Genomic DNA, 23853 nt, shown 5'->3' on the forward strand with positions numbered 1-23853 from the left:
CATACTAGAACGTGTTACCGTTCTTTGCCAAGTGATGTAATTGTCAATCGCTCACACCATCCAGTGGGCATCTGCGCGGCTTCGTCATGGTTGGCGGAGCGATTTTCTTGCGGCTGTCTACTGGTGATCAGATGTGCTGGCATTGAAGACAAATAGATATCGCTTCTTGCGTCATTCGGTTCGGCGCAATCCACATTTTTCCTGCATCATGTCCGGCTTTCAGGGCTTATCCTGGGTGGTGCGGGCGAACTAGATGCTGTAGCCGAAGAGCTAGGACAATCATGACACCAGCAGCTGACCCACCTCGACTCCCGTTTGCGCGGGAGGGTCTGTTCACGCCCTCGTCAGAGCATCGAGCATTACAGGCGCGGGGCACGATCCACCGGGTGCTGACCGCGGTGGGTGATTCGGCCTGGTTGGTCACCGGCTACGAGGCGGTGCGCTTGCTCTTCGATGACGAGCGCGTCGGTCGGGCCCACCGTGACCCTGAAAATGCCTCGCGCACCGGTGAATCAGCGTTCTTCGGTGGGCCGATCGGCAACTTCGACACCGAGCATGCCGACCACGCGAGGGGGCGGCGACTGATGCAGCGCCATTTCGCACCGAAGCAGATGAGGGCACTTGTCGTAGGGGTGCGCGCGAACATCGCCGAGCTGCTGGATGAGATGCTCGGCCAAGGATCTTCGGCGGACTTCTACGCAGCGATGGCACTGCCGTTGCCCATGCGGGTGCTGTGCGAGCTCCTCGGCGTGCCGCACGCCGACCGGGATGACTTCCGAATGTGGACCGCGGCAGCGACCAATACCCGCGACAATGCCCGTTCGCAGTGGGGTATAGGGCAGCTTTACATGTACGGCACAGAGTTGGTGGGTCGAAAACGCCGAGAACCTGGAGATGACGTGATCTCTCGGTTGTGTGCTACCGACGGGGTCACCGATCATGAGATCGCGTCCCAGTCGATGGCATTGCTGCTGGGTGGCCACGAGACCACCGTGATTCAGCTCAGTCTCGCCACGCTGTTGTTACTGACGCGGCGGGATCAGTGGGAGCTCCTGGTGAGACAGCCGAATCTCGTCGGCAACGCCGTCGAGGAGACTCTGCGGGCGTCGCGAACAGGCGGTGGTGAGATTCCACGCTACGCGCGGGAGGATTTCGAGATCGGCGCGGCCGCAATCTCTGCCGGGGACCTTCTTCTTCTCGACGTCGGTGCTGCCAATCACGATCAGACTGTCTTCGACGACCCGGATCTCCTCGATATCGCTCGTAATACGTCGGGACATCTGACGTTCGGTCACGGCGCACGTTACTGCGTCGGTGCACCGCTGGCCCGGTTGCAGTTGACGGAGGTCATCACGGCGCTCGTCGATCGTGTGCCGAGCCTGCACCTCGGCGGCGATATCTCGGAGCTGGTGATGCGCGACGGTAGCCTGACCGGTGGGTTCACCAATATCCCCGTCGCTTGGTGATCAGCGCGGCCGCAGAGCCTCTGCGAGGCGCACGATGTGAACCCCTTCTACGGTCGGTATTGCGCCGTCCGCCGCGAGGGTGTCGCGCACTGTGGCGCAGAACATGTCGGCCGGGAACATAGACCCGGGAATGGCTGGGCTGGGGTGTGCGAAGACGCTGGGCAAATCGAACAGAGTCTGATGCCGGACTGAGTCGGGTAGCGCGCGAAGTGCTGTGTGTGTTCGGCAGAACCACTCGTCGTAATCGTCGATGTAGCGGATCGGGAAACCGGCCTCCACGAGCCACGTCACGAACGTGTCGATGGAGACGTTGTCGGGGTTCGGGTTGACCACGTTGAAGGTGCGAAAGGTGCGTGTCTCCGGGTGGATGTGAGTCGTCGCGTGGGCAACGAAATCGACCGGAAGTCCGTCGAAATGCGCGTGCTGAGAATCGCCGGTGTAGAACGATCCGGGCGCCAGTCCGGTATCGATGAGACTGGCCAGTAGTCGGCTCAGTACATCTTGACTGTTGACGTGGCCAGGGAACAGGCGGTGAGGAAGCAGCATGCTGCAGCGAAAGACGTTGACGGGGAGCCCATAACGCTGATGTGCGTCGCGGCACAGTACCTCCGCGGCCCACTTGCTTGCGCCATAACCGTTTGCGTAGGTGTTGTCGAGATCGCGATAGGGGCTTGCGTGGCGGATATCGGAGTTCTCGTCGACCAGACTTCCCGTCGGGGTTACCGCGGCGGCAACGGTGGATATGAAGCTGACGGGTTTGAGCCGGCCAGTTACCGCCAGTCTGAGAACTTCGGAGGTTCCGAAGACGTTGGGCGCGAACAGCGCACGGTAGGGCAAGGCGTGATTGACCAGCGCGCCTGCGTGCACGATGGCGTCGACGGTGTCACAGAGTCGGTCCCAGTCGCCATTCTGCATTCCGAATCGCGGCAATCCGAGATCGCCTGCCAAGACCTCCAAGTGGTTCTCGGCCAAGCGAGTGAATTTCTCCATGAACGCGGAATCGGCCGCAACAGCACGAAGAAGGCGGTCGCGTGCGTCATCGTGCGAGCGTCCGCGCACGATGCAGACCACCTTTCCGCCGGTGCCGTTCGCCATCATGGTCATCAACTCCACGCACTGGAATCGTCCGAGGAATCCTGTCGCACCAGTTAGCAGAACGGTGCGCGGTGGGCGTGTCACCGCATCGACCTCGCCGGCACCGGGCGCCTGTCCTGGTCCTGCGGCGAACGCATCGAGTGTCAACTGCGCCGCGCTGATCCGTGCGTGCTCCGAGCCGTGCACCGACTTCGCGTTCGGCACAGCCGATCTCGTGTCGATCCGGGCCGAGATCCTGGCCGCCAGGTGGTGGAGCTCGATTGTTGGATCGATGATGTCGGCGACCGGCACGTCGACTTCGAAGATTTCCTCGAGCAGGTTCGCCAGGGACAGCGCGGACATCGAGTCACCGCCGAGATCGACGAAACGAGCGTGTCGGAGCTGGCCGGTATCGGGGAGGTCCAGGGCTACCAGGACAGCGCGCTCGATCGTGTCCACGACAGGACGTTCGGTCTTTCCGCTGTGGAGGTCACGGAGGTTTCTCGCGGCAGCATCGGCGATTTCTGCATAGAGCTGTTCCAAGCGCGCCCCGTAGCGAGCGATCAGCTTCGGCCGAGCAAGCTTGTTGGACGCGGTGAGCAATCCGTTGTGCGCGGTGAAGTGCTGATGCTCGACAAGAAAATGGCGGGGGACTTCCCAGGACTTGAGCCCGGTTTCGCGGCCGACGCTGTGGAGTGCATCCCTGATCTGGCTGGAGATGTCCGCCGGATGGCGCGCGGCCTCGGTCGCGTCGGGTACCACGATTGCGAGCACGAATGATTGAGAGCTGTTGCCGTATACGAAAATCTGCTCGATCAGCGGATGGGAGCAGAACGTGGCCTCCAACTGTGAGACCGCAACGAACTCGCCCTGCGCAAGTTTGAGGACATTGTTGACACGATCGACGTACTTGAGCCGATCCGGCGCGATCTCTGCCATGATGTCGCCGGTGCGGTAATACCCGTCGGCGTCGAAGGACTCCGCGGTGAGTTCCGGTCGCTTGTAATAGCCTGCCATCGCATTGACGGTCTTGACCAGCAGTTCACCGCGAGGGTACGGCTGATCGGTGCCGAAGTACCCGAGAGCCGGAACGTCGACGAGTTTGTAGTCGATCACCGGTGGCCGGGACACCACTCCATCGATGGTGACCCCGACGATCTCCGTGGCGCCGTAGCTTATGACCAACGGGGCGTCGAGCAGTTCTTCCATCAGGGTGTGCATGGCGGGGGATAGGGGCGCACTGGCGCAACTGGCCCACAGGTAGCGGCCGCCCAACACCTGGTCGCGGACCAGTGTCTTGGCCTCGTCTTCGGCGGCGGCGCGGTCGCAGCCTGCGGCCACACGTGCCACCACTTCACCGTGATACCGGTGAGCGATCATCTCGCACACTCGTGGCACCAGCGGTAGTGCCGTCGGGCGAATCAGCGCCAGATCGTCGAACAGCGAGGACAGGTCGCTCTCGGTGACGAAGTAGTTGGTGCCACCGCCAGACAAAGTGGTGTAGAGGAATCCACGGCCATAGAAATGACTCATCGGCATGTAGGTGAGGCCGATCGCCGGTGCCAAGGATGCCGATGTCCACGCCATCGCGCACATGCGTTCCGTGCAGATCGCGGCCTTAGGGGTTCCTGTGCTGCCCGAGGTGTACAGCAGCGCTGCCATCGGGTTGTCGTCCTCGGCGTCGACGTATGGGGAGATCGCCGGATACTGGCCGCCTCGCTCCGTCAGCGACTGCAGCGTGTCGACGTCGAACATCGTGCCCACCTCGCCGACCGTCGATTCGAAGGCCTGGCGCTGCTCGTCGTTCTCGGCTTGATAGTCGAGCAATACGAGCTGACGTGGTTTGTGCGAGCACGCAAGCACGGCGCGGGACAGCCGTCCGACGGTCTCCATGTCCGAGCACACGACAGCGGGACGGACCTCTTCGAGCATCGCCGTGAACTCGGATTCCGTTGCAGTTGCCGGTAAAGGAACTGCGACTGCGCCCATCCGGATGCAGGCGAGATCTGCGACTGTGTAGTCGATACCGGCCCGACCGGCCGTGCAGACGAAACTGCCGGGACGGACATCGGTGGACTCGTGACGCCATGCGCTCGCCAGCGCGCCGACCCGGCGCCATAGCTCTGCGTAAGTGATGGTGGCGAAGTCGGACAAGAATTCTCTGCTGGTCCGTCCCGCCGCATCGGTGGTGAGCCGGTAGGTGCGCTCGCCGAGCGCCGGCCGGGGTCCGTACCCCTCCATCACCACGGCCAGCATCTCGGCAAGTCGCATTCCTGGCGCTTTGACGGCTTCGGCGATGGTGGCGTCGGGCAAGGCGGCGGCGAACTGGGGATCAGACCCTAGCAATCCCATGAGCTTCGCGGTGATCCGCTCGAGGTCTGCAACTTTGCGTGTGTCGTTCTCGGTCACGAGGCAGGTCTTCCCTTCAGCCCTACTTTTCGACAGTCAGGTCCATGGTTCGAACGGAGCACCGCACGGGCATCCGGGCCGGGCCGTTGATCGCCCTCCCCGTTGCGGCAGGGGTCGACGATCGCAGTAGGTCTCCCAGACCGCGTCGATGTCGAGCGGCGCCGGCGATGGCTTTGCTGTCCGATGCGACCCAGGTGCCATGTCGGCCACACTTTGCGCGGTTGCGCACTGATCCCCCCAGTGATCCCCCGGTCACCTAGTAGTAAGAACGCGTTCCAACATCATGGTTCTCACGACCAGCCATTCCCTGCAAGATAGCGGAATTGTGCGATCAAGTGCTGGAATCTGTTAAGTGAACGTGTTCTAGTTTAGTATGCTCACGCGGAGATGCTGGTCGGGATGAGCGCGAAGGGGGCTTGTGTCAACGGTTATGCGGGCACTGCCTACTGAGACCTTCGCTGGCGTTCCTCGACCGCGTGTTCGACGGTCATATTGCGAGGATTCGTTGCCGAAGGCGCTGTGGCGGGTCGGCTCCGAGCCTGGAATTCGAGAACTAGGTGAGGCCACTTCTGCCATCTCGCGCAGCAAGCAGATGGCGTCGGATACTTTGAAGCTTCGCAAACCCCGACTGGCTTCCGGAAGGCCCGAGGACGTTCATGGCGCAAAGTGATGCCAAGCGCAGTCATGTGCGGATCGCCGCCGCGATCCTGGCCACCATTGTCGTGGTCGCGGTCGCGCTGACTTATCTGTTCTTCACTGCGGCGTTCACCGCCACAGATACCGTGACCGTCACATCGCAGCGGGCGGGCCTGGTGATGGAGCGCGATGCCAAGGTCAAGTACCGCGGGATCCAGATCGGCAAGGTCGCCAGTATCGAATACGCCGGGGATCAGGCCAAGCTCACGTTGTCGATCGACCGCAGCCAGATGCGGTTCATCCCGTCGAACGCGGACGTGAAGATCGGCGGTACCACCGTCTTCGGCGCGAAATCGGTGGAGTTCCTGCCGCCAGAGGATCCGCGCGGAACCACCCTGCAGGCCGGGACCAACATCCAGGCCTCCGCAGTCCAGCTCGAGGTCAACACGCTGTTCCAGACGCTGACCGATGTACTGCACAAGGTCGACCCGGTCAATCTGAACGCCACCGTCACCGCGCTCGGTGAGGGCTTGCGCGGTAACGGTGAGGATCTCGGTGTCGCGATGTCCGGGCTGAACAGCTATCTTGCCCAACTCAATCCCAAGCTGCCCGCGGTGCAGGACGATCTACGCAAGACCGCCGTCGTCGCGGGGATTTACGGCGACGCCGGCCCCGATCTCGCCAGTATCTTCGACAATGCGCCACGGGTGGCGCAGCCGATTGTCGACGAGCAGGACAGCCTCAATGCCGCGCTGCTGGCCGCCACCGGCCTGGCCCAGAACGGCACCGCCACCTTGGAACCCGCGGCCGATGACTACATCGCCGCGATTCAGCGGCTGCGTGCGCCGCTCAAAGTTGTCGGCGACTACTCACCGGTCATCGGTTGCACCCTGCAGGGCACCGCGAAGGCGATCGACACCTTCGCGCCGGTGATCGGCGGTATCCGGCCCGGTCTGTTCGTCGCGGCCAACTTCCTGCCGGGGGCCCCGGCCTATACATATCCGGAGAGCCTGCCGATCGTGAACGCCTCGGGCGGGCCCAACTGCCGTGGCCTGCCGGATATTCCGGGCAAGCAGCTCGGCGGGTCCTGGTATCACACCCAGTTCTTGGTGACAGATAACGCTTACGTGCCGTATCAGCCCAACACCGAAGTGCAGTTCAACGCGCCGTCCACGCTGCAGTTCCTGTTCAACGGTGCCTTCGCGGAACGGGATGATTTCTGATGAACAGGTTGCGCTGCGATGAGCGCCTGCGCGAAGAGTTGACTGCCAAGAACATGGGGTTCTGATGAACAGCGAGCGCAGAACCCTCATCAATGTCGCGGTCTTCACCATGGCCATGGTGCTGGTGGCTGCCGGGCTGATCGTCGTGTTCGGGCAGTTCCGGTTCGCCTCGAGCAACCAGTACCACGCAACATTCACCGAGGCCTCGCGACTCAAGACCGGTCAGGACGTCCGGATCGCCGGGGTGCCCGTCGGCTCGGTCAGTGCCGTCACGCTGAATCCGGACAACACCGTCGATGTCGCGTTCGATGTCGACAAGCGCTATCAGCTCTACACCTCGACCCGCGCGGTCGTGCGCTACGAGAATCTCGTCGGCGATCGCTATATGGAGATCACCTCCGGCCCAGGGGAACTGCAGAAGCTACCGGCGGGTTCGACCCTGTCGACGGCAAATACCCAGCCTGCGCTGGATCTCGACGCACTGCTCGGCGGACTGCGCCCGGTGCTCAAGGGTCTGGACGGCAACAAGGTCAACGAGGTCAGCAACGCTGTCATCGAACTGTTGCAGGGCCAGGGCGGGGCCATCCAGAACATGTTGGCCAGCACCAGCTCGTTCAGCCAGAACCTGGCCGCCCGCGACCAACTGATCGGCGATGTCATCACCAACCTCAACACCGTGCTGGGCACCATCGACGAGAAGGGCGATCAGTTCAACGCCAGCGTCGACGAACTGCAGAAGCTCATTACCGGTCTCGCCGAGAACCGTGACCCCATTGCCGGTGCGATCGGGCCGCTGGCCAGCGCCGAGAACGATCTGACCGAGATGTTGCAGGCATCGCGGCGGCCGTTGCAGGGTGTCATCGAAAACGCCCGGCCGCTGATGCAGCGGATGGACGAGCGCAAGGCCGATATCAACAAGGTCATCGAACCACTGGCCGAGAACTATCTGCGCCTGAATGCTCTCGGCGCGTACGGGGCGTTCTTCAACATCTACTACTGCTCGATCCGGATGAAAATCAATGGGCCCGCCGGGAGCGACATCCTGATCCCGTTCGGCGGCCCGCCGGACCCGTCGAAGGGGAGGTGTTCGGAGAATGGCTAGCCCAGATCGCAGCAACCCGCTGCGCACCGGCATCCTCGGTATTTTCGTGGTGTCCTGCCTGGTGCTGGTGTCCTTCGGCTACACCGGATTGCCTTGGTATCCGCAAGGGCGCACCTACGAGGCCTACTTCACCGATGCCGGCGGTATCACACCCGGCAACGATGTGAACATCTCGGGGATCAACGTGGGCAAGGTGAACTCGGTGTCCCTGGCCGGTGATCAGGCCAAGGTCGGATTCACAGTCGATCGCAAGATCAAGGTCGGCAACCAGACGTTGGTGGCCATCAAGACCGATACGGTGCTCGGTCAGAAGTCGCTATCGGTCACTCCGGGTGGCAGTGGGGACTCCACCGTCATCCCGGTCAACCGCACCACCACGCCGTACACCCTCAACACAGCGTTGCAGGATCTCGGTGGCAACGTCAGTGCACTCGACAAGCCGCGGTTCGAGCAGGCCCTGCAGACCCTCACCGACACGCTGCGCGATGCCACCCCGCAGCTGCGCGGCGCCCTGGACGGGGTCGCCGACCTGAGTCGCAGCCTGAACAAGCGTGATGCCGCGCTGGAGCAGCTGCTCTTGCACGCCAAGAACGTCTCGCAGACGTTGGCGGAGCGCTCCGGTCAGGTGAACCAACTGATCACCGACGGTAATCAGCTCTTCGCCGCCCTCGACGAGCGCAGGCAGGCGCTCAGCACACTGATCGCCGGTATCGACGATGTGTCCCAACAGCTTTCGGGATTCGTTGCCGACAACAAGCGGGAGTTCCTGCCCGTATTGCAGAAGCTGGATGCCGTGATGGCCAACCTGCTTGAGCGCAAGGAACACATCGGGGAAGCGCTCAAGCGTCTGCCACCGTATGCCACCGCGCTGGCCGAGGTCGTCGGCAACGGCCCGGGCTTCAACATCAACCTCTACGGATTACCGCCGGCAACGATGGCGGAGGTATTGCTGGACGGCTACTTCCAGCCCGGCAAGCTGCCCGACAGCCTCGCCGACATGCTGCGCGGATACATCTCCGAACGCACCCTGATTAGGCCGAAGACGCCATGACACAACCGAAGTCGAAAAGATCCAGTTGGCTGCGCGGGGTCGTCGCGGTTGCACTCGTCGCGCTGCTCGCCGTCGGCGTCTACCTGGTGTGGCCGAACCGCGGTGGCCAAAGGATCGTCGCCTACTTCCCGACCGCGGTCGGGCTCTATCCGGGCGACGATGTCCGCGTCGTCGGCGTCCCGGTGGGCCGCATCGACTCGATCCAGCCACGGGCCAACGACGTCAAGATCACCATGACCGTGCAGGACGACGTCCGGGTACCCGCCGATGCGCGGGCGATCATCATCGCGCCGAACCTGGTCTCGGCCAGGTTCATCCAACTCACCCCGGCCTTCACCGGCGGTGACACCTTGGCTGCCGGCGCCGAGATCGGCCTCGATCGCACCGGCGTCCCCGTCGAATGGGACGAGGTCAAAGAACAGCTCACCGCGCTGAGCACCCAGCTCGGACCGAAGGAGGGCGGCCTGCAGGGACCGCTGACCACCTTCGTCAACCAGGCCGCCGACACCTTCGACGGTAACGGCGAATCGTTCCGGCAGGCGCTGCGCGAACTGTCCCAGACCGCGGGTCGTCTCGGTGACTCACGCGCCGACCTGTTCGGCACCATCCGCAACCTGCAGGTGCTGGTCAACGCGTTGTCCAACAGCAACGAGCAGATCGTGCAGTTCACCAACCACGTGGCATCGGTGTCCCAGGTGCTGGCCGACAGTTCCGCCGATCTGGACAACACCCTCGGTGTGCTCAACACCGCACTCGGCGATGTCCGCGGACTACTCAGCGAGTCCAACTCTTCGCTGATCAAATCGGTGAACAGCCTTACCGAGTTCACCCAGATCCTCACCGATCACAGCGATGACATCGAGCAGATCCTGCACGTGACACCCAACGGTCTGGCGAACTTCTACAACATCTACAACCCCGCACAGGGCACCGTCGGTGGTCTGCTGTCGCTGCCCAACTTCGCCAACCCGGTGCAGTTCATCTGCGGTGGCACCTTCGATGTCGGTGCCTCGCCGGACAATTACAAGCGCGCCGAGATCTGCCGGCAGCGCATGGGCCCGGTGCTCAAGCGCATCACCATGAACTATCCGCCTATCCTGCTGCATCCGATCGACAGCATCACCGCGTACAAGGGTCAGATCATCTACGACACGCCGGCCACGGAGGCCAAGTCTCGGACGCCGGTTCCCTACCTGCAGTGGCAACCGGCGCCAGGGGTGACCCCGCCGACTGCCCCGCCGGGTGGCAACCTCAGCCAGCTCATCCTGCCGCCGCCGGCCGTGCCAGGACAGGTATCCCCGGCGGGACCCGTCCCGCCGCCGCCGCCGATGGGCACCGGCCCGCTGCCTGGCCCGGCACCGGTGGAAGGAGCGGGCGGATGACCCGGATGCTGTTGCGCGGCGGCGCGGTAGGTGCCTCCGCGCTGGTGTTGGCCGGCTGCCAATTCGGCGGACTCAACTCGCTGAACATGCCGGGAACCGCCGGCCACGGTGCCGGCTCGTATGTCATCACCGCCGAACTGCCGGATGTGGCGACACTGCCGCAGAACTCACCGGTGATGCTCGACGATGTCACCGTCGGCAGCGTCTCGGGTATCGAGGCGGTGCAGAGGCCCGACGGCACCTTCTACGCTGCCGTCCAGCTGTCTCTGGACGGTGATGTGGATCTGCCGGAGAATGCGACGGCGACCGTCGCGCAGACCTCCCTTCTGGGGTCCCAGCATGTGCAGTTGGCCCCGCCGCTGGATGACCCGGTGGGCAGGCTCAAGCAGGGATCGAGGATCCCGCTGGGCGCCATCGGTCGCTATCCCACCACCGAGGAGGTGCTCTCCGCCCTCGGGATCGTGGTCAACAAGGGTAATCTCGGTGCGCTGCAGGACATCACCGATGAGGCCTACGCCGCGGTCGCCGGCCGGTCCGGCAGTTTCGCCGGTCTGCTGCCCCGGTTGGCCGAGTTGACCGCGTCCCTGGATCGCCAGACCGATGACATCATCGCCGCCGCCGATGGGTTGAACCGGTTCGCCTCGATCCTGGCGCGCAGCAAGGACAATCTGGGCCGCACGCTGGACACGCTGCCCAACGCGCTGCTGGTGCTGAACAACAACCGGCAGAACATCGTCGACGCATTCTCCGCATTGCGCGGCTTCGCCGAGGTGGGCTCGCGGGTGCTCTCGGAGACCAAGGACGATTTCGCCGCCGACCTCAAGGATCTGTACCCGGTCATCAAGGCGCTCAACGATAATGCCGATGACTTCATCAAGGATTTGGAATTCCTTCCGACGTTCCCGTTCCACTACAAATACCTGCGCAACGCGGTCCGGGGTGACTACCTCAACACATTCGTCACCTTCGACCTGACCGTGCGCCGGTTCGGCGAGTCGATCTTCACCACATCCTTCTTCGATCCGAACATGAAGCACCTCAACGAGGTGATCAACCCGCCGGACTTTCTGACCGGCGCGCTCGCGAACCTTTCCGGTCAGGCGGCCGATCCGTTCAAGATCCCGCCGGGCACCGCGACCCAGCACGAGGGGGCGCCGTAATGCTGACCCGTCTGACCCGCCTGCAACTGTCCATCTTCGCCGTCGTGACGGTGCTGACCGTCACCGCCATCTCGGCGTTCTACCTGCACGTGCCTGCCACGCTGGGAATCGGAACCTACAACGTCACGGCTAATTTCGTTGCCGGGGGCGGCCTGTACCAGAACGCCAACGTGACTTATCGCGGTGTCACCATCGGTCGTGTCGAGGAAGTCGGGCTGACCGATGACGGTGTGGCTGCCAAGATGCGGTTGAACACCGACACCGAGGTGCCCGCCAATGTCACCGCCACCGTGAAGAGCGTGTCGGCTGTCGGTGAGCAGTACATCGACCTTGTTCCACCGGACGGGCAGGCCGATTCTGAGCTGCTGCGCAACGGGTCCACCATCGGGGTGGAGCGCACCGCGATCGGCCAGGACATCGCCGGAATGCTGAAGCAGGCCGATGATCTGGTCAACAGTGTCGGCGATGCCCGCATCCAGGATCTGCTCTCGGAGACCTTCAAGGCCTTCAACGGATCCGGTCCCGAGCTGTCCCGGCTCATCCAGTCCGGACGCGATCTGGTAGACGAGGCCAATGCCGCCTATCCGCAGACCGCCCAGCTGATCGACGAGGCCGGCCCGTTCCTGGACGCCCAGATTCGATCCGGGGACAGCATCCGTGCCACCGCTGACGGACTGGCACGGTTGACCGGTGAGGTCGCCAACGCCGATCCGCAGCTGCGCTCGGTGTTGCAGACCGTGCCGGGTGCCGCCGCCGAGGCCAACGTCACGTTCGAGGGGATCCGACCGACATTCCCGGTGCTGGCCGCGAATCTCGCCAACGTCGGTCGCATCGGCGTGATTTACCACAAGTCGATCGAGCAGGCGTTGGTGATCTTCCCGGCCCTGCTCGCCGCGCTGAACACCGTTGGCACCGGTCTGCCTGCCGACGAGGGCGGCAAGCTGGACTTCAAGATCAACCTGGGTGACTCGCCGCCGTGTTCGGTCGGCTTCCTACCGGCGACTGAAATCCGGTCGCCCGCGGATACCACGCTGCGTGAGCTTCCCACCGACATGTACTGCAAAACGGCCCAGAACGACCCTGCGGTCGTGCGGGGCGCGCGCAACTACCCATGCCAGGAATTCCCCGGCAAGCGGGCACCCACGGTGCAACTGTGCCGCGATCCGGTCGGTTATGTCCCGATTGGCAGCAATCCGTGGCGTGGCCCGCCGGTGCCCTACGGCACCCCTGTTACGGACCCACGCAATATCACGCCGCCGAACAAGTTCCCGAACATCCCGCCGGAGGCCGATTACGACCCGGGTCCGCCCGCGGTGCAGTTGCCCCCTGGCGTGCTGCCGGGACCGGGGCCCGCGCCCAACGCGCCGTTCCCGAATCCGGTGCCGCCCAACAACAATCCGCCGGCGCCGCCGTGGCCGTTCTATGCGCCGCCGGATCAGGTGCTGCCGCCCTACGGTCGCCAGGTGCCTGCTCCGCCGCTGCCACCGGGTACGCCGATCTACCGACCGCCGGGATCGGAGGCGCCGGCTTTGGCGCCACCGCCCGAGGCGCTGGTACCGCCGGCTCCTGCACCTCCGATGCCGGGACCATTGCCCGCCGAACAGCCCGTGGCCAGCGCGTCGTTGACGACCACCTACGATCCGAAGACGGGAGTGTTCGCCGACCCCACGAACGGCGGCACCGGAGTGTTCGCATCCGGGAGTGACAAGTTCACCCCCGCGGAGAATTGGGTGGATCTGATGATGGCGCCAGGACAGCTGTAGATGGTCGACGAAGAAACGACGGACAACACCGACACCGATGGCGAGCAGACCCGCAAGGTAGCCCGTCGACGCGCGTCCCGGGCCGCCGGTCCGGCGGGCGCTGATGCTACCGAGGCAGCCACGATCTTGCCGGCGCCGCCGCCCGCGGTGACGGTGCCCGCACCGGTGCGTGCGGCGGCCCTGCCACCGCGCCGGCCGCACCGGGCGCTGGTATCCCTGGTGTCGGCGGTGGCGGCCCTGGTCGCCGCGGCAGTGTTGGTGACCGCTGTGGTGGTGTTGACCGTGCAGCGACGGGAGGCTGCTGAGAGTCAGGCCCGCGATCAGCGTTTTGTCGACACCGCGTCACAGACGGTGATGAACATGTTCAGCTACGACCAGAACAGCATCGACGAGAGCGTCAACCGCTTCGTCGATGGCACCAGCGGGCCGTTGCGCGACATGATGAGCCAGGACAACAACGTCGACAATCTGAAGGCCATCTTCCGCGACACCAATGCCAGCTCCGAGGCCGTCATCAGCGGTGCGGCGCTGGAAAAGGTCGACGAGATCGGCGGTAATGCATCGGTTCTGGTGTCGGTCCGGGTGACGGTCACCGATATAGACGGGGTCGACACGCCGTCGCAGCCGTACCGGATGCGGGTGATCGTGCACGAGGACGGTAACGGCCACATGACCGGATATGACCTGAAGTACCCCGAAGGCGGCAACTGATGCGCACCAGACTCATCCAGGCGGTGTCGGTGTTGTTCGCCCTCGGCCTGGTCGCGCTGGCCGCCGTCGCGGGCGGCTTGTACTGGGACAGGGTGCAGACCCGCGCGGCGCAGGCCGCCGAGGCGGAGTTGCCCGCCCTGGCCATCCAGCAGATCCCGCGGGTGTTCGGCTATGACTTCCAGACGGTGGAGCGCAGCCTGTCCGAGGCGGCCACGCTGCTGACCCCGGACTACCGGCGTGAGTTCGAGGACCGCGCCGCCAAGGACATCATCCCGCAGGCCAGGGAGCGTCAGGTGGTCAGCCAGGCGCATGCCGTCGGTGCCGGAATGCTGAGCGCGCAACGGGATTCGGCATCGGTGCTGGTGTTCATGAACCGCACCGTCACCGACAAGTCCAAGGAGTCGGTGTACGACGGCAGCCGGCTGAAGGTCGACTACCAGAAGGTCGACGGGCGCTGGCTGATCAGTTACATCACGCCGATCTAGTCCGGGCCGGTCCCGGCAAGGGCATCCAGGAACGACCGCGCCCAGCGGTCGACATCGTGGGCGAGGACCTGCCGGCGCAACGCCCGCATCCGGCGCCTGCCCTCCTCGGGAGGCTGGTTCAGCGCCTGCTCGATGGCATCGCGCACACCATCGGTGTGGTGCGGGTTGCACAGGTAGGCCTGGCGCAACTCCGCAGCGGCGCCGGTGAATTCGGAGAGCACGAGGGCGCCGCCGAGGTCACTGCGGCAGGCGACGTACTCCTTGGCCACCAGGTTCATCCCATCGCGCAACGGGGTGACGAGCATGACATCGGCGGCGACGAAGAAGGCGATCAGGTCATCGCGGGGGACCGGCCGGTGCAGATAGTGCACCACCGGGTGACCGACCTCGCCGTACTCACCGTTGATGTGCCCGACCTGTCGCTCGATACCCTCGCGCATCTCGATATAGCTCTCCACCCGCTCACGGCTGGGCGTGGCGAGTTGGACCAACACCGTGTCGGAGCGGTCGGCGCGATCTTCGGCCAGCAACTCGGAGAAGGCCTTCAACCGGACATCGATGCCCTTGGTGTAGTCCAGTCGGTCGACGCCGAGCAGCAGCTTGCGCGGGTTGCCCAGCTCGGCCCGGATCTCGCGGGCGCGTTGACGGATGCCGCGGGCGCGCGCCTTTCGATCGAGTTCGGCCGAGTCGATGGAGATGGGGAATGCGCCCACCTTGACGGTGCGGAAGCCGATCTGCACCTCACCGAAGCGGGAGCGCACACCGATCGTGGCGCGTGAGGTGTTGGCGCCCAGCAGGCGACGAGCCAGGATCAGGAAGTTCTGCGCGCCGCCGGCGAGGTGGAAACCGACCAGGTCGGCGCCCAGGAGCCCCTCGATGATCTCGGTGCGCCAGGGCATCTGCATGAACAGTTCCACCGGCGGGAACGGGATGTGCAGGAAGAAGCCGATGGTGAGATCGGGGCGCAGCATCCGCAACATCTTGGGGACCAGCTGCAGCTGGTAGTCCTGGATCCAGACGGTCGCCCCGGGCGCAGCGGCGCGCGCCGTGGCCTCGGCGAAGCGCCGGTTCACCTCCACGTAGCGGTCCCACCAGTGCCGGTGGTACTGCGGTTTGACGATGACATCGTGGTACAGCGGCCAGAGGGTGGCGTTGGAAAAGCCCTCGTAGTACAGCGCCACGTCCTCGGCGGACAACCGCACGGGGTAGAGCTTGAGGTCCTCTTGGACGATGGGCTCTTCGTCACCGTCCGGAACGCCCGCCCAACCGATCCATGCACCGCTCTGCTTGCGCAGTATCGGCTCCAGCGCGGTCACCAGGCCGCCCGGGCTGCGCTTCCAGGTGGTGGTGCCGTCGGGAAGACGGACCTGGTCGATCGGCAGCCGGTTGGCGACGACTACGAAGTCGGCGTGCCCGGATTCCGGGATGGAGTCGGCGGAATCGACTCCCGGTGCCACTAGGCCTCGGACTTCGCGGGTCCGATACCCAGCATCGCCAGGAACATCCGGCACTCCTCGGCGTCGACGGCATAGGCGGCGACGACGCGGCGCGCCTGGCTGGCCGTATCGTCGGCGACGGGCTCGACCTCGCCGATATCGGCGGCATCTGTTTTTGCAGGCATCCTCCAATGCTAGGCGACCGGCGTCGGCCGGGGATTGTCAGGGAGGAATCCGTTGTCGGCGGAAACCTCCGCGCCGAGGTCAGCGGTGCCGTATAACTGGAACCTGTTCTAGTTAGTCGGTCTTCTCTTTCGCGGAGGTTGTCCATGCTGTTGTCGCTGGCCGAGCGCACCTACCTGGTCACCGGTGGTGGCAGCGGTATCGGCAAGGGGGTGGCGGCCGCCATCGTCGGCGCAGGCGGCAATGTCGTGCTCGCCGGCCGCAACGCCGACAAGCTGGAGGCCGCCGCGGCGGAGATCGCCGGCGCCGGCGCCGGTCAGGTGAACTACCAGCCCGCCGATATCACCGACGAGGACGAGGCTGCCCGCCTCGTCGACGCGGCGACCGCCTGGCACGGGCAGCTCGATGGCGTCGTGCACAGCGCAGGCGGCTCGGAAACGATCGGCCCGCTGACCCAGATCGACTCCGCGGCCTGGCGCAACACGGTCGACCTGAACATCAACGGGACCATGTATGTGCTCAAGCACTCCGCTCGCGAGCTGGTCCGCGGCGGCGGCGGATCGTTCGTCGGAATCTCCTCGATCGCCTCGAGCAACACCCACCGCTGGTTCGGCGCCTACGGACCAAGCAAGGCCGCGCTTGATCATCTGATGATGGTCGCCGCCGACGAGCTGGGCCCGTCCTCGGTGCGTGTCAACGGAATCCGGCCCGGATTGACCCGTACCGACATGGTGGCGCCGATCCTCGATACGCCCGCGCTGAGCGCCGATTACGCCGCCTGCACGCCGCTGCCGCGGGTCGGGGAGGTCGAGGATGTCGCGAATCTGGCGGTGTTCCTGCTCAGCGACGCCGCGAGCTTCATCACCGGCCAGGTGATCAACGTCGACGGTGGGCACGGCCTGCGCCGCGGGCCCGATCTGTCCGGGATGCTCGAGCCGCTGTTCGGCGCGGATGGTCTGCGCGGTGTGGTGACCGACTAGCTGGGCAGGACGTCGGGGCAGTACACCCTGGCGGCGATACCGGCGAAGGTCGTGACGGCGTCCTTGCTCAGCTCGGTGTGATCACGGACGTAGTAGACGGCCTTCTGCAGTTTCGTGCCGCTGCCGTCGCCGGCGATCTCGCACATCCGCTGGGCGATCCGGACGGCGTCCTCATCGCTGCCGACCTGCACGCCCTGCTGGGCGATCGCCGCCAGGAACTGCTCCTGGGTGATTTCCTCGGCGGCGGCGGGCGCGGCGGCACCGAGTCCGGCAGCCGGGCCGATGACAGCGCCGGCCAGGAAAGCGGCGGCCAGCATGCGCGTGATCATTGTTCTCCTGTCCCAGCACCGAGCGAGATGCATCGGCAGACGCTGTGAGGACTATCGGCGGGGTCGGACCCGACGTTACCGAACACCGACTCAGGTGCGGGCTTCCCGATCACGGTGGATGCGACCGTCGAGCGCGGCGAGGGGGCGTCCGCCGCCACCCCATCGGCTGGCGATGATCTCGGCGACGATCGACACCGCGGTCTCCTCCGGCGTCCGCGCGCCGAGGTCCAGTCCGATGGGGCTGGACAGCCGGGCCAGCTCGTCGCCGCCGAGCCCCGCCTCGGAGAGTCGGGCCAATCGGTCCAGATGGGTGCGCCGGGAGCCCATCGCCCCGACATACCCGACCTGGGGGAGCCGCAGCGCCACCGCAAGGGCGGGCACATCGAATTTCGGGTCGTGGGTCAGCACGCAGATCGCGGTTCTGTTGTCGATGGCGCCGAGATCCTGCTGAGCGCGCAGGTAACGGTCGGGCCAGTCGACGACCACCTCGTCGGCGGTCGGGAATCGGGCAGCGGTCGCGAACACCGGGCGGGCGTCGCATACCGTCACCCGATATCCCAGCAGCCCGGCCTGCCGAGTCAGCGCTGCGGCGAAGTCGATGGCGCCGAAGATCACCATGCGCGGCGCCGGAGCGTAACTGGCGACGAACACCTCCATGCCCCGGTCGGCCGTCTCGTCGATGCGCTCTCCGTCGGGGCCGTAGGACAGCACACCGGTCTGTCCCGCCAGCAGCAGGCCGCGTGCATCGTCGGTCACGGCGTCATCTGCGCGCGCCGACCCCAGCGAGCCATCGCGGCGCTCGGAGTCGATGACCATCCGGCGTCCGATGCGACGAGCATCGGGGTGGGCGATCACGGTGGCGACCGCCACCGGCCGGTCGTGGTCGACCGCGTCGGCCAACGCCGGCAGTTCGGGAAATGTCTGTCGTGACACGGGTTCGACGAACACATCGATGATGCCGCCGCAGGTGAGTCCGACGGCGAAGGCGTCGTCATCGCTGATCCCGTAGCGCTGTAGTTGCGGCGATCCGGTCGCGACGACCTCGGCGGCAAGCTCGTACACCGCGCCTTCGACACAACCGCCGGATACCGACCCGGCAACGCTACCGTCGGGTGCCACGGCCAGGGCCGCGCCGGGCGCGCGTGGGGCGGAGCGGAAGGTGCGCACGACCGTGGCGAGGCCGGCGGTGCCACCGGAATGCCAGGTTGTCAGTACGTCGCCGAGGATCTCGCGCACCAGCGAAGTCTAAGTGTGCACGCGGTGCCGTCGCGCGGCGAAGTGGAAGGGCGGTGCGTGGCCGCCTAGCGGTTGCGCGTCCACAAACAATGTCCGGTCATGACGATGTCGAACAGTCGCGGCATCACCACCACGGTGAGCGGTTGACCGATCGGTGCCGTCGTGGTCATGGGGGCGCCGACGACACCTGCACTGACGACGCTCTGCTGCGTTGCCCCGCAGGAGGTTTGCGGCTCCAACGGGGTTGCGGTCCAGGTCCCCGAGGCCAGATTCGGGTTACGCAAACCCTCACCGTGCAAAGCCATTTCCGGGCCGAAGCTCACCCAGCGATCGCTGGGATCGCCCGGCACGGTCACCGCCGCCCATCGTCCGCCCGTGCACACCAGCGGTAGGAGCTGTCCGGCCTGCATCGTGGTGGCACCGGTCAGATCCGGTGTGCAGGGGGTGTTCGGTGACGGCGGTTCGGCGGCGGCGGGCGCCGCCGTCACCACGAGCAACGCGATCGCCGCCAGGATCGTGCGCATGTCAGAGCTTGGCGAGGTCGGTTTTCACAAGCCACACGTTGTAGTCGTTCCACACCGAGAGGTTGAAGTACAGCTCGGTGCCGGTACCCAGCGTCGACGGTGACCACGGATGCATCATCGGTGCGTAGATGCCGCCGCCCTGCTGACCCATCACGACCGTGGGTGCGGACCAACCACCCTCGGGGCGATCCGAGGTGCGCAGGATGATGTTGTTGAACTGATCCCCGTGCATGGCAACGTATTTGCCGAGCGTCTTGTTGTACTGCACCGACATCTCGCTGACCTGGTTGCCGGCCTTGGCCACGCCGCACGCCCCGGTCTCGCGTCCGAAGACGGGGGAGGCCTTGCCGGGGTCGTTGCGATACCAACCGGAGCTGTAGGCCCCGATGCCGAACAGCCAGCCGCTGCTGCCCGCGCTGTAGTACTCGTACTTGGTGACGTCGAGGATGTCCTTCTCGGCGACCCGGGAGACGAAGGCCTGGCCCTGCCGACCGTTCGGAGTTCCGTAGGAGTACACGAATCCGTCGCCGGGCCGCACGAACGCGCCCTGCTGGAAGTTCGCGTTACCGCCGAAGTTGGTGCGCACACTGCTCGGGGCGATGTACCAGTTCTCGCCGTTGTCCTCGGAATAGGCGATGGCCGAATAGTTGGTCGACCACTGTCCCGCCGCACCCCACTGCTTGACCGACATGAAGCTCAGGTATTGCGTGGCACCGTATTTGGTGCCCGGAGTGGGAACCGAGATGCCGGCCGTCGGGATCAGCGTGACACCCGTCGGCAGTCCCTTGGGGAGCCGTTCGGGCAGGATGATCTGCCTGGCGTAATGCTCCTCCCACAGTGGAGAACCGCCGAACATGTTGCCGTTGAACCACTGTCCGCCCGGTACCGCCAGACCGTCGGCAAGGTTGCGGTCCGGGCTGCGGAAGAGCGTGTTGAGTCGCCAGGTGCCGGTCATGTTGGGTCCACCGAAGGTGTCGCCGAAGGCGATGAGCACCTGGTTCTCGTTGATCGGGGTGTTGGGATCATCGGGGATACCGTTGTCCCACATGGTTCCGATATCGGTACCCCAGATCCCGTACCGGTTGAAGGTGTCGTTGGGGGCGAAGTTACCGGTGACCCAGTCCACGAAACTCGTCGACGGGCTGAACTGATAGCCCGGCGGAGGGAAGCCGGGACGCGGATTGATCGCGGCAGCCGCCAGGGCGCGCGCCGCGTTATCGGTCGCGGCGGCCGCCGAGTTGGCCGCCGCGGTCGCGGCAGCGTGCGCGGGATCGAGCCGGCTGAGCAGATTGTCCACCTCGCGCCGGGCGAACGCGAGCAGGGCCCATGCCAGGGTGGGAGCGCTCGGCGAGCCCGGCACCACGCCCGCCGCCCAGTCGAGGACGTTGGCGACGACCTTCACCACGCCGGTCAACGGGTGGGCCGAGGCGGTGGCGGCCGGCCGGGACGGGTTGTCGGTGACCGTGGCGGTGGCCAGGGTGCGCGCCGAGGCGAACACCGCGACGTTGCCCGCGGTGGCCAACGTGTCCGAGGCATCGGCGACCCGGGTGGTGCTCAAGCTGGCCGTCTCGGTGGTGGTGCGCGAGTCGTCGGTGGTGCCCGCACCGGATTCGACCGAGGCGCTCGGCTGCTCGGTGGTCGGGGCTATGGAGTGTGGCCGGTCGGACTGGCCGATGGTGACGCGCGGTGTGCGCGGCGCGGTCTGCTCTGTCGGTTCGAGTTCGTCGGGCGGCGTCGAGCCGGACTCCGAGGTGGGGGATTCGTCCTTGGAGCCACCGCTGTTGGAGCCACTGCTGTTGGAGCCCCCGCCGAGCGGCTCGTCATCGTCGGTTGTTGAATCGTCGATCTTGGAGTCGTCGATGACGTCGTCGCCGGATCCCTTGACGGCCTCGGAGCCGGAGCCGCCGGACGTGGCGTCCTTCTCGTTCTCCCGGTCGGTGTCGCGGTCTCGGGTGGTGAGCCCACCGCTGCCGGAGCCCTCGGAGTCCCCGGACTTCTCGCCCGAACCCGTGGCGCCGCCCGCGTGTGTCGACGTCGTGGCGGATCCGCCGGTGCTGTTGGATGCGCTCGACGAACTGCCGGCGCCGCCGGAGTCGCTGCCCTCGGCCGCGGCGATGCCGTGCCCGCTGACGATCGCCGTTCCGACGCCCAGCGCCACGGCCAGGCCCCCGACGCGACCCACCGCCAGCCCCCCGCCCCGCCAGAAGAACGTCGATGAGCCCATGATGGTGCCTCCGTGCTGTCCGCCCCCGGCCCAACAAGTACATCTAATAGAACCTCAGCAAAGCCGTTAACGGAAGAGGCAATTAATGCGCGCGCTGCAACCGGCCCGGCCGGCCGGGGGATTCAGCCGTGCAGACCGGCCTCACGCAGCGCCTCGATATAGAGATCGGTCGCTTCGTCGATTCCGTTACCCGCCCAGGCGTCCACGATCGCGACGCGGTCGGCAACCAGTTGAACGCGGTTGGCCCAGCGCTCGAAATCGGCATCGCGGCGGAGCTGATCGATCTGCGTCCGGCTGCCCTGGATGAGGAAGAACCCACCGAGCTCGGTGGTCTGCGGCTTCAAGATGGCCGTGTCGTACCGTTCGATGCGCCCGGTCTCGGCCAGCTCGGTCAGGAAGTCACGAGACGACTTCAGGGTCTCCAGTGCCAGGGCCTCGCGGCCCTGGGTGGGCAACCCCCAGGCAACCCAGAATCCGGCATCGGCCACGGCGCACCTCCCTCTCTCGCCTCACAAGCTACACATGCCCGGGTGTGGGCTCGGGCAACGACGTTTAGTTTTCGGTCGGCGGGGAGAACCCGCGGGCATGCAACAGGACATGAAAAAGGACGAGATAGCCAAGGCCTCAGTGAAGGACCCCGGCATCGACCCGCCGGCCAACCCCGCGGACGCCACCGAGGCCACCGCCGACCAGCGCCAGGTGCAGGACCAGCTCGACCGTCGGCACGAGGACCCCGACGGACCCGGGTTACACGAGAGTCGCCGCCAGATCGCCGACGAGACCTGACGGGCGCACCTAGTAGGACTTCCCGTCGGCGTACCGCTGACGGCGGATGCTGCGGCCGTTGCCGCGGTTGCGACTCTTGTACGTCGGCAGCTGGGAATCGCAATTCGGGCACACCAGGCGCAGGTTCTCGCGCCGGTTGTTCTCGGAATTGCCGTCGATGTGGTCGAGCACGAAGGTCAGCGGGATGTCTTGCCAGGTGCCCGAACAGCCGCAAATTGCGCAGCAGCCGCCCTGTTCGGCGTCCACGTACGAGCGGATGTAGTGGCCTCGCAAAGATCCGGCACGGCCTTGGCCGGATGCCAGCCACATCTCCGTGCGCGTCGCGCGGCGGAACGCAATCTGACACGGATTGCTACAGAACACTTTTTGGCTGCGCCGAGTGAGCGCAACTCCGCAGCTTCTGCACTGTCTCATGGCCGCACGCTACGTCCCCGGTCCGACAACAGACGAGCCACAACTGAGCCCCCGGTCGGGATTGAACCGACGGCCGTCCGCTTACAAGGCGGAAGCTCTACCACTGAGCTACGGAGGCGTGTACTACGCCGGACAGCTTAGCCCTCGTCGTCGATGACGCGTTCGGAGACCACCGCGCGCGGCATGGTGGCGGTGCGGCGGCTGCGCTGACGTCCCAGCGGGATGCGCCCGGCGATGTTCGACAGCGGGTTGACCACCTGCGACAGCGTGATGACGGCTTCGTGCAGGGCGTCGATGGTCGGGGCAAGCGCCTCCAGCCCGGGTGCCAGGCGGTTGAGGGTGTCGGCGACATCGGCGAGCTTGAGCAGCGGTCCGTCCGGATCGGTCAAGGTGTCCAGCAGACCGCCCTCGGCCAGCAGCGTGTCGACGACGCCGTCCTCCCGAAGGATCCGTTCGATCAGGCCGTCGTCGGCGAGCAGCTGGTCGGCCAGTCCGCCGGGTGCGATGAGCCGCGACAGCGCGCCGCTGTCGGTGGTCAGCCGATCGATCAGTCCGCCCTCCGCGGTGACCTGATCGACAAGCCCGCCCTTGGCCAGCGCCCGGCCGACCGGGCCGTTCTCGGAGAGGAGTTGTTCGGCGACCCCGTCCTCGCGCAGGGCCCGCTCCACCAGGCCGTCGTCGGCGAGCAACCGGTCGGCCAACCCGCCGGGGGCGATCACCCGGGAGACGACACCGCCCTCTGCGGTCAACCGGTCGGCGAGTCCGCCTTCGGCGGTGATCTGGTCGATCAGCCCGTCTTCGGCCAGCGCGCGGGCGACCGGTCCGTTCTGATTGTTCAGCCGATCGAGCAGGCCCCCCGGGGCGGTCAGCTGATCGACAAGCCCGCCCGGCCGCAGCAGCTGGTTGAGCGGACCCTCGGGAGCCAGCGCCCGGCCGAGTGGGGCATCATCGTCCATCAACCGGGCCAGCCGGTTCGCGCGGTCGACCGCGTCGTCGATGCCCAGCATCGCGGCAAAGCCGGTGGTACCGCTGACCGGGCCGGCGTCGGTCAGCGATCGCTGCACCACCTTCAGCGTGCCACCAGCGATGTTGAGTCCGATGTCGGCAACGGCCAGTCCGACCCTGACCGGGGCCGTGGCAACTTGCACGATGGTGTTGCCGAGGTTCATGCCGCCAGTCTAGGGCGGCCGCCGACGGGCCCGGCCGGGTTTGCATTCTCAGTGAGTTCACAGCCAGTCTCCAGGTGTGCTTCAACCAGAGAGTGCACTGTGAACTTCAT

At 65.7% G+C, this 23853-nt stretch carries 21 protein-coding genes and 1 tRNA gene; 11 read left to right on the plus strand and 11 right to left on the minus strand.

The window, feature by feature from the left end:
- Positions 1-281 precede the first annotated feature (281 nt).
- Entirely contained in the window at positions 282-1466 is a 1185-nt protein-coding gene (locus G154_RS13890; RefSeq protein ID WP_023986306.1) for a cytochrome P450, read from the plus strand.
- Here the strand turns inward: G154_RS13890 and car are convergent, their stop codons facing one another.
- On the minus strand, positions 1467-4892 hold the full coding sequence (gene car / locus G154_RS13895) for a carboxylic acid reductase (RefSeq protein ID WP_045546403.1): 3426 nt from the start codon (positions 4890-4892) through the stop codon (positions 1467-1469). It abuts the gene before it with no gap.
- A gap of 713 nt (positions 4893-5605) precedes the next feature.
- On the opposite strand from car, the gene G154_RS13900 reads away from it, so the two are divergent.
- From G154_RS13900 to G154_RS13935, 8 genes are all read left to right on the plus strand, one after another.
- The gene (locus G154_RS13900; protein ID WP_019511030.1) at positions 5606-6808 is read left to right on the plus strand and encodes an MCE family protein; all 1203 of its coding nucleotides are present in this window, start codon (positions 5606-5608) and stop codon (positions 6806-6808) included.
- Between the two features lie 64 nt (positions 6809-6872).
- Positions 6873-7910, plus strand: coding sequence for an MCE family protein (locus G154_RS13905; RefSeq protein ID WP_019511031.1), 1038 nt, complete (start codon positions 6873-6875; stop codon positions 7908-7910).
- A complete protein-coding gene (locus G154_RS13910; protein WP_019511032.1) occupies positions 7903-8961 on the plus strand; it encodes an MCE family protein in 1059 nt (352 codons plus the stop codon). The genes G154_RS13905 and G154_RS13910 overlap by 8 nt, the downstream gene beginning before the upstream one ends.
- Positions 8958-10343 (plus strand): MCE family protein, encoded by a 1386-nt coding sequence (locus G154_RS13915; RefSeq protein WP_019511033.1) that lies wholly within the window; start codon positions 8958-8960, stop codon positions 10341-10343. The genes G154_RS13910 and G154_RS13915 overlap by 4 nt, the downstream gene beginning before the upstream one ends.
- A 5-nt stretch (positions 10344-10348) precedes the next feature.
- Positions 10349-11503: an MCE family protein gene (locus G154_RS13920; protein WP_023986305.1), complete on the plus strand. Its 1155-nt coding sequence runs from the start codon at positions 10349-10351 to the stop codon at positions 11501-11503.
- Positions 11503-13266 carry an MCE family protein gene (locus G154_RS13925; RefSeq protein ID WP_019511035.1) on the plus strand — a complete coding sequence of 588 codons (1764 nt, stop codon included), beginning with the start codon at positions 11503-11505 and terminating at the stop codon, positions 13264-13266. The genes G154_RS13920 and G154_RS13925 overlap by 1 nt, the downstream gene beginning before the upstream one ends.
- Positions 13267-13977: a hypothetical protein gene (locus G154_RS13930; protein WP_019511036.1), complete on the plus strand. Its 711-nt coding sequence runs from the start codon at positions 13267-13269 to the stop codon at positions 13975-13977.
- A complete protein-coding gene (locus G154_RS13935; protein ID WP_019511037.1) occupies positions 13977-14462 on the plus strand; it encodes a hypothetical protein in 486 nt (161 codons plus the stop codon). The genes G154_RS13930 and G154_RS13935 overlap by 1 nt, the downstream gene beginning before the upstream one ends.
- Here the strand turns inward: G154_RS13935 and G154_RS13940 are convergent.
- Together G154_RS13940 and G154_RS26460 are read right to left on the minus strand one after the other, a co-directional pair.
- On the minus strand, positions 14459-15919 hold the full coding sequence (locus G154_RS13940; protein ID WP_019511038.1) for a trehalose-6-phosphate synthase: 1461 nt from the start codon (positions 15917-15919) through the stop codon (positions 14459-14461). The two genes, G154_RS13935 and G154_RS13940, sit on opposite strands and share 4 nt — an antisense overlap.
- Complete coding sequence (locus G154_RS26460) at positions 15919-16083, minus strand: hypothetical protein (protein WP_019511039.1); 165 nt, start codon at positions 16081-16083, stop codon at positions 15919-15921. The genes G154_RS13940 and G154_RS26460 overlap by 1 nt, the downstream gene beginning before the upstream one ends.
- A 144-nt stretch (positions 16084-16227) precedes the next feature.
- Between G154_RS26460 and G154_RS13945 the strand changes: the two genes are divergently transcribed.
- On the plus strand, positions 16228-17061 hold the full coding sequence (locus G154_RS13945; RefSeq protein WP_019511040.1) for an SDR family oxidoreductase: 834 nt from the start codon (positions 16228-16230) through the stop codon (positions 17059-17061).
- Here G154_RS13945 and G154_RS13950 read toward each other — a convergent pair.
- The 5 genes from G154_RS13950 to G154_RS13970 form a co-directional block, all read right to left on the minus strand.
- Positions 17058-17390 (minus strand): DUF732 domain-containing protein, encoded by a 333-nt coding sequence (locus G154_RS13950; RefSeq protein ID WP_019511041.1) that lies wholly within the window; start codon positions 17388-17390, stop codon positions 17058-17060. The genes G154_RS13945 and G154_RS13950 overlap by 4 nt on opposite strands.
- A gap of 90 nt (positions 17391-17480) precedes the next feature.
- Positions 17481-18626, minus strand: coding sequence for an XdhC/CoxI family protein (locus tag G154_RS13955; RefSeq protein ID WP_019511042.1), 1146 nt, complete (start codon positions 18624-18626; stop codon positions 17481-17483).
- A 65-nt stretch (positions 18627-18691) separates the two neighbouring features.
- Positions 18692-19150 carry a hypothetical protein gene (locus tag G154_RS13960; protein WP_019511043.1) on the minus strand — a complete coding sequence of 153 codons (459 nt, stop codon included), beginning with the start codon at positions 19148-19150 and terminating at the stop codon, positions 18692-18694.
- A gap of 1 nt (position 19151) precedes the next feature.
- On the minus strand, positions 19152-21374 hold the full coding sequence (locus tag G154_RS13965) for a DUF4185 domain-containing protein (RefSeq protein ID WP_045546363.1): 2223 nt from the start codon (positions 21372-21374) through the stop codon (positions 19152-19154).
- Positions 21375-21496: 122 nt separating this feature from the next.
- Positions 21497-21862: a hypothetical protein gene (locus G154_RS13970; protein WP_019511045.1), complete on the minus strand. Its 366-nt coding sequence runs from the start codon at positions 21860-21862 to the stop codon at positions 21497-21499.
- A 109-nt stretch (positions 21863-21971) separates the two neighbouring features.
- On the opposite strand from G154_RS13970, the gene G154_RS13975 reads away from it, so the two are divergent.
- Positions 21972-22160, plus strand: coding sequence for a hypothetical protein (locus G154_RS13975; protein WP_045546402.1), 189 nt, complete (start codon positions 21972-21974; stop codon positions 22158-22160).
- A gap of 9 nt (positions 22161-22169) precedes the next feature.
- Here G154_RS13975 and G154_RS13980 read toward each other — a convergent pair whose 3' ends face one another.
- The 3 genes from G154_RS13980 to G154_RS13990 all read right to left on the minus strand — a co-directional run bounded on the left by G154_RS13980 (position 22170) and on the right by G154_RS13990 (position 23743).
- The gene (locus tag G154_RS13980) at positions 22170-22574 is read right to left on the minus strand and encodes an HNH endonuclease (protein WP_023986303.1); all 405 of its coding nucleotides are present in this window, start codon (positions 22572-22574) and stop codon (positions 22170-22172) included.
- A 46-nt stretch (positions 22575-22620) separates the two neighbouring features.
- Positions 22621-22692 (minus strand) — tRNA-Thr (locus G154_RS13985).
- 19 nt (positions 22693-22711) lie between these two features.
- Positions 22712-23743, minus strand: coding sequence for a hypothetical protein (locus tag G154_RS13990; RefSeq protein ID WP_019511048.1), 1032 nt, complete (start codon positions 23741-23743; stop codon positions 22712-22714).
- Between the last annotated feature and the right edge of the window lie 110 nt (positions 23744-23853).

The organism is Mycobacterium sp. VKM Ac-1816D, assembly GCF_000416385.1.
GTDB classification, from domain to species: Bacteria; Actinomycetota; Actinomycetes; order Mycobacteriales; family Mycobacteriaceae; genus Mycobacterium; species Mycobacterium neoaurum_A.

Bases quoted from the DNA above. Each gene is read 5' to 3' on its own strand.
- G154_RS13890 (WP_023986306.1), top strand. From the start codon at position 282: ATGACACCAGCAGCTGACCCACCTCGACTCCCGTTTGCGCGGGAGGGT.
- car (WP_045546403.1), bottom strand. From the start codon at position 4,892: ATGGGATTGCTAGGGTCTGATCCCCAGTTCGCCGCCGCCTTGCCCGAC.
- G154_RS13900 (WP_019511030.1), top strand. From the start codon at position 5,606: ATGGCGCAAAGTGATGCCAAGCGCAGTCATGTGCGGATCGCCGCCGCG.
- G154_RS13905 (WP_019511031.1), top strand. From the start codon at position 6,873: ATGAACAGCGAGCGCAGAACCCTCATCAATGTCGCGGTCTTCACCATG.
- G154_RS13910 (WP_019511032.1), top strand. From the start codon at position 7,903: ATGGCTAGCCCAGATCGCAGCAACCCGCTGCGCACCGGCATCCTCGGT.
- G154_RS13915 (WP_019511033.1), top strand. From the start codon at position 8,958: ATGACACAACCGAAGTCGAAAAGATCCAGTTGGCTGCGCGGGGTCGTC.
- G154_RS13920 (WP_023986305.1), top strand. From the start codon at position 10,349: ATGCTGTTGCGCGGCGGCGCGGTAGGTGCCTCCGCGCTGGTGTTGGCC.
- G154_RS13925 (WP_019511035.1), top strand. From the start codon at position 11,503: ATGCTGACCCGTCTGACCCGCCTGCAACTGTCCATCTTCGCCGTCGTG.
- G154_RS13930 (WP_019511036.1), top strand. From the start codon at position 13,267: ATGGTCGACGAAGAAACGACGGACAACACCGACACCGATGGCGAGCAG.
- G154_RS13935 (WP_019511037.1), top strand. From the start codon at position 13,977: ATGCGCACCAGACTCATCCAGGCGGTGTCGGTGTTGTTCGCCCTCGGC.
- G154_RS26460 (WP_019511039.1), bottom strand. From the start codon at position 16,083: ATGCCTGCAAAAACAGATGCCGCCGATATCGGCGAGGTCGAGCCCGTC.
- G154_RS13945 (WP_019511040.1), top strand. From the start codon at position 16,228: ATGCTGTTGTCGCTGGCCGAGCGCACCTACCTGGTCACCGGTGGTGGC.
- G154_RS13950 (WP_019511041.1), bottom strand. From the start codon at position 17,390: ATGATCACGCGCATGCTGGCCGCCGCTTTCCTGGCCGGCGCTGTCATC.
- G154_RS13960 (WP_019511043.1), bottom strand. From the start codon at position 19,150: ATGCGCACGATCCTGGCGGCGATCGCGTTGCTCGTGGTGACGGCGGCG.
- G154_RS13965 (WP_045546363.1), bottom strand. From the start codon at position 21,374: ATGGGCTCATCGACGTTCTTCTGGCGGGGCGGGGGGCTGGCGGTGGGT.
- G154_RS13975 (WP_045546402.1), top strand. From the start codon at position 21,972: ATGAAAAAGGACGAGATAGCCAAGGCCTCAGTGAAGGACCCCGGCATC.
- G154_RS13980 (WP_023986303.1), bottom strand. From the start codon at position 22,574: ATGAGACAGTGCAGAAGCTGCGGAGTTGCGCTCACTCGGCGCAGCCAA.
- G154_RS13990 (WP_019511048.1), bottom strand. From the start codon at position 23,743: ATGAACCTCGGCAACACCATCGTGCAAGTTGCCACGGCCCCGGTCAGG.